Below are 10096 nucleotides of genomic sequence, written 5' to 3'. Positions count from 1 at the left end.
CAGCGCCACTTCACTTAATACAAAATATTTCCTACATAGGGGCTTTTTGTACTGTCCGCACTAATTGGGGCAGTTCAATCGGGAAGGGGCTTTCTGAACCGTGTGCTATCCTGTTAGCTAACTCGCTTTATTATGCTCTTTTCTCTTTCACAGCAGCCTGCGCCGCAGCCAGACGTGCGATCGGCACGCGGAACGGAGAGCAGGAAACATAGTCCAAACCAACCTTATGGCAGAACTCGACGGAAGTCGGGTCGCCGCCGTGCTCGCCGCAGATGCCCAGGTGCAGGGCTGCATTTGCTTCGCGGCCAGCCTTTGCGCTCATCTCTACGAGACGGCCAACGCCATCCACGTCGATGTGCACGAACGGATCGGACTCATAGATCTTGTTGTCATAGTAGGCATCGAGGAACTTGCCAGCGTCGTCACGGCTGAAGCCGAACGTCATCTGGGTCAAGTCGTTGGTGCCATAGCAGAAGAAGTCTGCGTCCGCAGCGATCTTGTCCGCGGTCAAAGCGGCGCGCGGGATCTCGATCATGGTGCCGACCTCATACTTCAGCTCGACGCCAGCGTCAGCGATGAGCTTGTCCGCCGTTGCAACGACGATCTTCTTCACGAAGTCGAACTCCTTGACCTCGCCTACCAGCGGGATCATGATCTGCGGGATGACGTTGACGCCCTTCTTCTGGACGTTGATTGCTGCGTTGATGACAGCGGTGGTCTGCATCTCTGCGATCTCCGGATAGGTGACCGTCAGACGGCAGCCGCGGTGGCCCATCATCGGGTTGAACTCGTGCAGGCTCTCGATGACCTCGTGAACCTTCTCAACCGTCACGTTCAGCTCCTTGGCGATCTCCGCGATGTCCTCTTCCTTGGTCGGGAGGAACTCATGGAGCGGCGGGTCCAGGAAGCGGATGGTGACCGGATAGCCGTTCATCTCTTCGAACAGAGCCTCGAAGTCGCCCTGCTGATACGGCATGATCTTGTCCAGCGCCTTCTTGCGGTCCTCGGTGTTGTCCGCAATGATCATCTCACGCATCGCCTTGATGCGGTCGCCCTCGAAGAACATGTGCTCGGTACGGCAGAGGCCGATGCCCTCTGCGCCGAACTCGCGAGCCTGGTGCGCGTCACGCGGGGTATCCGCATTGGTGCGAACCTTCAGCTTGCGATACTTGTCCGCCCAGCCCATGAACAGGCCGAAATCGCCCGCGATGGAAGCCGGAGCGGTCGGGATGGCTTCGCCGTAGATGTTGCCGGTGGAGCCGTCGATGGAGATATAGTCGCCCTCGTTGTAGGTCTTGCCGCCGAGGGTAAAGTTCTTTGCGTCATAGTCGACGTTGATTTCGCCGCAGCCGGAAACGCAGCAGGTACCCATGCCACGAGCAACAACCGCTGCGTGGGAGGTCATGCCGCCGCGGACGGTCAGGATGCCCTCAGCAACCTGCATGCCTTCGATGTCCTCCGGGGAGGTCTCGCGGCGGACCAGAACGACCTTCTCGCCCTTCTTGGCCCACTCTTTTGCGTCCTCAGCCGTGAAGACGATCTTGCCGCAAGCTGCGCCAGGGGAAGCCGCCAGGCCCTTGCCAACGACGGTCGCCTTCTTCAGGGCGTCCGCGTCGAACTGCGGATGCAGCAGAGCGTCGAGCTGCTGCGGCTCTACGCGCAGGACTGCCTCTTCCTCGTCGATCATGCCCTCGTGTACGAGGTCAACGGCGATCTTCAGGGCAGCGTTTGCGGTGCGCTTGCCGTTACGGGTCTGCAACATGTAGAGCTTGCCATTCTCGATGGTGAACTCCATGTCCTGCATATCTTTATAGTGCTTCTCAAGACGGTCTGCGATCTCTGCAAACTGCTTGTACACTTCGGGCATATCCTGCTCCAGCTGGCTGATCGGGGACGGCGTACGGACGCCGGCCACAACGTCTTCGCCCTGTGCATTGATCAGGTACTCGCCGAAGAGCTTATGCTCGCCGGTTGCCGGGTTGCGGGTGAACGCAACGCCCGTGCCGGACTTATCGCCAGAGTTGCCGAAGACCATGGCCTGCACGTTGACAGCAGTGCCCCAGTCGTACGGGATCTCGTTCATGCGGCGATAGACGTTTGCGCGCGGGTTATCCCAGGAACGGAACACGGCCTTGACCGCTTCCATGAGCTGCACCTTCGGGTCGCTCGGGAAATCCTCGCCCTTGTTTTCCTTATAGAAGGCCTTGAAGCGCTTGACGAGGTCCTTCATGTCCTCGGTGTCCAGCTCGGTGTCCTGCTTGACGCCCTTCTCTTCCTTCTTCTGGTCGATGATCTTTTCGAATTCCGGCTTCGGCAGCTCCATAACAACGTCGCTGAACATCTGGATGAAGCGGCGATAGGAGTCGTATGCGAAACGCGGGTTGTTGGTGAACTTCGCAAGGCCCTCAACCACGACGTCGTTCAAGCCGAGGTTCAGGATGGTGTCCATCATGCCGGGCATGGAAGCGCGGGCGCCGGAACGGACGGAAACCAGCAGCGGGTTCTCCGGATCGGCAAACTTCTTGCCGCAAATCTCTTCCATCTTGCCGAGATACTCATAGATCTGGGCCTGGATCTCATCGTTGATCTTTCTGCCATCCTTATAATACTGGGTGCACGCCTCGGTGCTGATGGTGAAACCCTGCGGAACAGGCATCCCTGCTTTTGTCATTTCAGCAAGGTTTGCGCCCTTGCCGCCGAGCAGTTCACGCATGTCCTTGTTTCCTTCAGAGAAAAGGTAGACATACTTATGGCTCATGAACATATACCTCCTAAATAAAATAAATAACGAGCACAGGTCACACACATTCTCATTCTTGCTCTCCCCGTATTATATCAAAAAAGCCGCTGGATTACCAGTTCTTTTTCAATAAAACCCACCGAGATTTGTAAATTTTCCGGCGCAAAACCGAGGAAGTTCCACAAATCCGGCTGGAAACATGAATTAATGCTTGAAAAATTCCGTACATATGAGATAATAATAACAAGAGCCGGGTGTGCTTATAGCAAGCCAGGCGTTTTCGTGCTTGCGGCCGGATACAGGGAAGGCCCAAGCGCCAATGGAACTTTTAAAAGTTTATGCGGAGGATTTTGCCTATGCCAGAGCAGACCTGTGCCGTTATCCTCGCCGGCGGCGAGGGAAAGCGCATGAAATCAAACCACCCGAAGGTGTTGGCTTCCGTGCTGTTCAAACCCATGCTGCAATGGGTGATGGACGCCGCGGAGGGCGCGGGGGTAAAGGAACTGTGCGTGGTGACGGGACATAAGCACGAGCAGGTGGAAGCTTACCTGCAAGCGGCGCAAAAGCCCGGCGGCGCGAACCTGCACCATGTGTTGCAGGCGGAACAGCGCGGGACGGGGCACGCCGTGATGATGGCGGAGCCGTTTTTGCGCGCGCACAACGGCGGGAACACGCTTGTCCTCAACGGAGACGCGCCGTTTGTCAGCGCGGAGGTGCTCAAAACCGCCTTAGCAGCGCATGTGGGCCAGGGCAATGCCGTCACGGTGATCAGCGCGGAGCTGGACGATCCGTCCGGCTATGGCCGCATCGTGCGCGACCCGGCGACGGGGCTCGTGCGCGCCATTGTGGAACAGAAGGACGCCGACGAAGCGACCCTTGCGGTGCGGGAGATCAACTCCGGGGCCTACTGGTTCCGCACGGACGACCTGCTCTCCATCTTAGGCTGCATCCGCAACGACAATGCACAGGGCGAGTATTATCTCACCGACGCAGTGCGCCTCTTGATCGAACAGAATAAGAACGCGGGAGCCTACATCGCATCCGATCCGGCGGCGGTGATGGGCGCGAATGACTGCGTGCAGCTGAACTCCCTGAACGAAATCGCCAGGGAGCGGGTTTTGCATGCCCAAATGCTGGCGGGCGTGGAGATCCCCTGCACGGACGGCGTCCTGATCGGCCCGGATGTCACCATCGGGCGTTCCACCCGCATTTTGCCAAATACCATCCTGCGTGGGAATACGGCGGTCGGGGCGGATTGCTCCATTGGGCCAAGCGTTGTTCTGACGGACTGTACGGTGGGCGATGGCGCGTCGCTGTGTTTCGCCTCCTGCGAACACACCAATATTTCATCCAGCCAGGCCGTTGCGCCTTTTACGGTGATTGGGACGCCTTGATGCCGGGGCATTCCAAGAGGGAAAGAGTCACACAAAATATAGGGGGAAGCAAAAATGAATTTTCATGGCAAGGACATCAAGATTTTTGCCGCAAGCGCAAACCAGCGCATGGCAAAGCAGATTTCGGAGTGCCTGGGATTGTCCATGGGCAAGAGCGAGGTCGGCACGTTCAGCGACGGGGAAATCTCGGTTTCGCTCTTTGAATCCGTGCGCGGCTCCGATTGCTTTATTGTGCAGTCCACCTGCGAACCGGTCAACAACAATCTCATGGAACTACTGATTATGATCGACGCCATGAAGCGCGCGTCCGCCGCCCGCATCACGGCTGTTATGCCCTACTTTGGCTATGCCCGTCAGGACCGCAAAGCCAAGGCCCGCGACCCGATCTCTGCAAAGCTCGTTGCAGACCTGCTCACCACGGCGGGCGCCGACCGCCTGCTGACCATGGACCTACACGCAGCGCAGATTCAGGGCTTCTTCAACATCCCGGTTGACCATCTGCTGGGCGCGCCGCTGCTCTCCTCGTTCATGAAGGAGCGCGTGGGCGAAAACAGCGACGAATACGTTGTCGTTTCTCCCGACCTGGGCTCCGTCACACGTGCGCGCAATTTCGCGGCCCGCATCGGATGCAGCCTGGCGATCGTGGACAAGCGCCGCCAGAAGGCCAACGTCTGCGAGGTTATGAACATCATCGGCAGCGTTGAGGGCAAAAAGGTCATCCTGGTCGACGACATGATCGACACCGCAGGCACCCTGTGCAACGCTGCGGCGGCCATCATGGAAAAGGGCGCGAAGGACGTCACCGCCTGCGCCACGCATGCGGTCCTCTCCGGCCCGGCGATCGACCGCATCCGCGACAGCGCGATCAAGGAGCTGGTGCTCCTGGATACCATCCCGCTGCCGGAAGAAAAGATGCTTCCGAAATTCACAGTCCTGCCCGTGGCCCCGCTCTTCGCGGAAGCCATCGAGCGCATCTATGAGGACAAGCCGGTCAGCCCGATGTTTGTATAACCGGGCGCGGTCTCTCTGACTGTTTTCCTTTGATTTTGTACACACGGGCGGGGTAGCGCAGCTATCCCGCCTGCTTCTTCTGTCCGGCAAAACCGACGGGTTCCGCAGGGATTCGCCGGTTTTCGCGCAGAAATCATATACCAAACGGGCGGATGGGCCACGCTTTCCGTTCCATCCACCCGTTTTCGTGCGGCAAAGCGCCCGGCAGGTCCGAGCCGCGCCCCCAGGGGCGGCCGCATCGGTTCACGAGGCATTCCAACGCCGGGCGCCCCTTAAAAACGTGCCGCCCGGCAGTAGAAAGGGAGTTTTTATGTTTCAGAAGTTCTTCAGACGGCCCGCGCCGGTCACCGGGCCTGTGGAATATCTGGTCGTCGGCCTGGGCAACCCGGGCAGCAAATACGACGGCACCCGGCACAACACGGGCTTTATGGCCATCGACCGGATCGCGGAAAAGGCCGGCGTCCAGATCGACCGCCTCAAATTCAAGGGGCTCTGCGCGCGCGCGGAGGTCGGCGGGAAAAGCGTCCTGCTGCTCAAGCCCTCTACCTTTATGAACCTCTCCGGGCAAAGCGTGCAGGAGGCCATGCAGTTTTATAAGCTCCCCGCGGAGAAGGTGATCGTCCTGTTCGACGACATCTCCCTGCCGGTGGGCCGGATGCGCATCCGCATGAAGGGCAGCGACGGCGGGCATAACGGCATGAAAAATATCATATATTTGAGCGGAAAAGATACCTTTCCCCGGATAAAGCTCGGGATTGGCGCAAAACCCAACCCCGGGTGGGATCTGGCGGATTGGGTGCTGAGCCGCTTTACGGAGCAGGAACAGAAGCAGCTCTCCGATGTGTTCGACCATGCGGCTGAAGCTGTGGCACTCATGGTCAACGGCAACAGTACGGAGGCGATGAACCGCTTCAACGGGGCTTGAGTTGCGCCGGTTCCCTGCCCCTATCTTCGTATACAATTTGGATTGTTTGTGTAAATTGATACATATAGTATATTTTATAACAGATGCTTCCGCGTGTTGCTGGCTGTCTTTGATAGGCTTTCAAGCAACGCCTCCCCACCGTTCATCCGCTTTTTGGCCTTCATCGCGTTATCAAATATTTCCTATTTGTAGTTTTTTGTTTCTAATTAACAGAACGTAATGCATTTGCATTGCGCACAGTATGGAGTCGATATGAAATTTCTTTGCAACACCTTAAACCGCTTAAAAGAATTTCAAACATTGGACAATGCCGTCCAAACCGGGCAGCTTCCCGCCGCGGTCAACGGCTTATCCGGCGTGCACAAGGCGGCCTTTATCTACACGCTCTGCGCCAACCAGCATCGCAAGGCGTTCATCCTTGCCGGGGACGAGAGCGAAGGGCAGCGCCTTTGCGACGACCTCTCCGCCATGGGGATGCACCCGCTGGTTGTCCCCATGCGTGATTTCACCTTCCGCGACGCGGAGGGCGCTTCCCATGAATACGAACATCAGCGCCTACAGGCCCTAGCGCGCATCCTGAACGGCGAGTGCGACGCGGTGATCGCCTGCCTGGACGCGGCCCTGCAATATACGATCCCGCCGGAGGAGCTGCGCAAGCGCACCATCACGATCTCCGCCGGGCAAAGCATCCCCATGGAAGAGGTGGTCTCCGCGCTGGTCGCCTGCGGTTATGAGCGCGCTGCGCAGATCGACGGCACCGGGCAATTCTCCCAGCGCGGCGGCATCCTGGACATCTTCACGCCGGACGCCGCCAATCCCGTGCGCCTGGAATACTGGGGCGACGAGATCGACACGCTCTCCCTGTTTGACTTGGAGACGCAGCGCCGCACGGAATCCATCGAGAAGCTGACCCTCGCGCCCGCCGTGGAGGCGTTGGTCGACGACCCGCAGGCGCTCGCCAAAAAGATCGAAAAACTGGCCTCCACCCTGCGCGGAAAGGCCGCGCCCAAGGCCAAGGAGATTTTGCGTGCACAGGCGGAAAAGCTGGAACAGGGCGTCCATCTCGGCTGTGCGGACAAATTCTTCCCCCTACTGTATGGGCGCATCGCCACGCTGTTCGACTACCGGACGGACGACATGCTCCTGTTTGTCAGCGAGGGGACCAAGGTCAAGGACCGCGCCCGCAGCACTGCCTTCCAATGGGGCGAGGACCTCAAGGATTATTTGGAGGAGGGCGTCCTCTGCCGTGGGCTGGACACCTACAGCGCCGATTGGACCTACGCGGTGGGGCAATTTTCGCACGATACGGTCTATCTGGATACCTTTGCGCGCGGCAGTTACGACACGCCCATCCGCACGCTCATCGGCGTGACCGCGCGCCAGCTCTCTGTGTGGGGCGGCAGCACGCAGCTCCTGGAAGAGGACCTGCGGAACATGCTCCACAACAAGTGGTCCTGCGTGGTATTGGCCGGAAACGAACGGAGCGCGCGCACCGTTGCGGCGGACCTGCAAGCCGCCGGCCTGCCCGCGGACTACCTGGAAAACCCGCAGACCATCCAGCGCGGCACGGTCGTCGTGACCGCCGGCGCGCTCTCCGCCGGCATGGAATTCCCCGGCGCCTTTTTCGGGCTGATTACCCATGGCCGCCTGCTCACCACCAAACAGCGCAAGCCCAAGCGCGCCAAAAACAGCCAGGAGATCTACAGCATCGCGGAATTGCAGCCGGGCGACTATATTGTACACGCTTCGCACGGCATCGGCGTGTTCGAGGGAATCCATAAAATCGACATGCACGGGGTTGTCAAGGATTACATCAAGCTCAAATACGCCAAGGGCGATACGCTCTATGTCCCGGTCACCCAGCTGGACATGGTCTCCAAATACATCGGGCCGCGCGAAGACGCCAACATCAAGCTGAACCGGCTGGGCGGCACCGAATGGCAAAAGACCAAGGCCCGCGTGCGCACCGCCGTGAAGGACATGGCGAAGGAGCTCATCAAGCTCTACGCCGACCGGATGCAGGCCAAGGGGCACGCTTTTTCCGAGGACAACGAATGGCAGCGCGACTTTGAATCGCATTTCGAATTCGACGAGACGGAGGACCAGCTCCGCTGCATCGATGAGATCAAAAACGATATGGAACGGGAAGCGCCCATGGACAGGCTGCTCTGCGGCGACGTGGGCTTCGGCAAGACGGAAGTCGCCCTGCGCGCCGCCTTCAAATGCGTGTGCGACTCCAAGCAGTGCGCGCTGCTGGTGCCCACCACGATCCTGGCCTGGCAGCACTACCAGACGGTGACGCGCCGGATGGAGGGCTTCCCGGTCCGCGTGGAACTGCTCTCCCGCTTCCGCACGCCGAAGCAGCAGGAAGAAATTATCCGCAAGCTCAAGCGCGGGGAAGTGGATATGATCGTCGGCACCCACCGCCTGGTCAGCAAGGACGTCAAATTCAAGGACCTCGGCCTGGTCATCATCGACGAGGAGCAGCGGTTCGGTGTGGCGCAGAAGGAAAAACTGAAGTCCCTCTGCAACAATGTGGACGTATTGACCCTGTCCGCAACGCCCATCCCCCGCACCTTAAATATGGCGTTGTCCGGCATCCGCGACATGAGCGTGATCGAGGAGGCTCCCCACGACCGCCATCCGGTGCAGACCTATGTGCTGGAACACGATAACGCAGTCATCAACGAGGCCATCCGCCGGGAACTGCGGCGCGGCGGCCAGGTCTACTACCTGCACAACGACGTGGCGTCCATCGAGCGCACCGCTGCACGCATCCAGGCGCAGATTCCAGAGGCGCGCGTCGGGTTCGGCCACGGCAAGATGGCGGAGCACGAGCTCTCCGAGGTCTGGCGGAAGCTCCTGGAGCACGAAATCGACGTGCTGGTATGCACCACCATCATCGAAACCGGCGTGGATGTGCCGAACGCCAACACTCTCATCATCGAGAACGCGGACCGCATGGGCCTCTCGCAGCTGCACCAGCTCCGCGGGCGCGTGGGCCGTTCCGCACGGCGCGCCTATGCCTATTTGACGTTCACGCCGAACAAGGTGCTCTCCGAGATCTCCCAGAAGCGGCTGTCCGCAATCCGGGAATTCACCGAATTCGGGTCCGGGTTTAAGATTGCGATGCGCGACCTCGAGATCCGAGGCGCGGGGAACATCCTGGGCGGCGAACAGCACGGCCATATGGAGACCGTGGGCTACGACATGTACCTGCGCCTGCTCAGCGAGGCGATCAGCCGCGAGAAGGGCGAAGAGGTGCAGGAATACGGCCAGGAATGCCTGGTGGATATGCAGATTCAGGCGCACATCCCGGACAAATACATCGAGAACCTCAGCCAGCGTCTGGAAATTTACCGCCGCATTGCAGACATCCGTACCCGCGAGGACGCGCTGGACGTGACCGACGAACTGATCGACCGCTTCGGCGAGCCGCCGGAGAGCGTCAACGGGCTGATCGAAGTCGCGCTGCTGCGCAACCTGGCCTCCGGCCTGGGCATCAGCGAGGTCAAACAGCGCGACGACTGCCTGCTGCTGTATAAGCCGGGCTTCAGCCTGAAGAACCCAGCGGACATGGCGCAGATGGCGGCGCTGACCTCCACCCTCAAAAAGCGCGTGACGCTCAACGCAAGCGGGAAACCGTACATCAGCGTGAAGATCCTCCCCCCGATGACCCCGCTGGACGTGCTGGGCGAAACGCTGAACTTGATGGAGGACGCACGGAAAAGCGTAAAGAAATAAATCTTTTTAGAAATGGCAGCTCCCGGAGCAGGGCGTCGGATGTGCGCCTGTTCCGGGAGTTTTCTTTCCCATTTAAAATATTGTTTGATTTATAATCAATAAAATCGTCTCGTCAAATCCTCTAAATTACACCAAACTATTTCTAATTTATAAACTTACCATTTTTATTGACATATTTTTAATAAAACGTTATTATTATAATAAAAGAAATCTGTTAAAGATTTTCGAGAGGTGTGATTAGTCCAATGGAAATGTATAGAAAACATAAAGAAAATTTACTAA

Annotated in this window: 5 protein-coding genes; 4 read left to right on the top strand and 1 reads right to left on the bottom strand. The window is 58.6% G+C overall.

Going from position 1 to position 10096, the window contains the following annotated elements:
- Positions 1–130 precede the first annotated feature (130 nt).
- On the bottom strand, positions 131–2758 hold the full coding sequence (gene ppdK, locus I2G69_RS13170) for a pyruvate, phosphate dikinase (protein ID WP_191396064.1): 2628 nt from the start codon (positions 2756–2758) through the stop codon (positions 131–133).
- Positions 2759–3096: 338 nt separating this feature from the next.
- Here ppdK and I2G69_RS13165 point away from each other — a divergent pair, with 338 nt between their 5' ends.
- The 4 genes from I2G69_RS13165 to mfd all read left to right on the top strand — a co-directional run bounded on the left by I2G69_RS13165 (position 3097) and on the right by mfd (position 9814).
- On the top strand, positions 3097–4134 hold the full coding sequence (locus tag I2G69_RS13165; RefSeq protein ID WP_087233930.1) for a sugar phosphate nucleotidyltransferase: 1038 nt from the start codon (positions 3097–3099) through the stop codon (positions 4132–4134).
- Positions 4135–4188: 54 nt separating this feature from the next.
- Positions 4189–5145 carry a ribose-phosphate diphosphokinase gene (locus I2G69_RS13160; RefSeq protein WP_087233928.1) on the top strand — a complete coding sequence of 319 codons (957 nt, stop codon included), beginning with the start codon at positions 4189–4191 and terminating at the stop codon, positions 5143–5145.
- A gap of 310 nt (positions 5146–5455) precedes the next feature.
- Positions 5456–6070 (top strand): aminoacyl-tRNA hydrolase, encoded by a 615-nt coding sequence (pth, locus tag I2G69_RS13155; RefSeq protein ID WP_191405810.1) that lies wholly within the window; start codon positions 5456–5458, stop codon positions 6068–6070.
- Between the two features lie 252 nt (positions 6071–6322).
- Entirely contained in the window at positions 6323–9814 is a 3492-nt protein-coding gene (gene mfd / locus I2G69_RS13150) for a transcription-repair coupling factor (RefSeq protein ID WP_195560918.1), read from the top strand.
- Positions 9815–10096 lie beyond the last annotated feature (282 nt).

Source organism: Anaeromassilibacillus sp. D41t1_190614_C2, assembly GCF_015558525.1.
GTDB lineage: Bacteria > Bacillota > Clostridia > Oscillospirales > Acutalibacteraceae > Anaeromassilibacillus > Anaeromassilibacillus stercoravium.
Note: the sequence above shows the minus strand (reverse complement) of the source record. Positions and strands in the feature narration are given on the sequence as shown.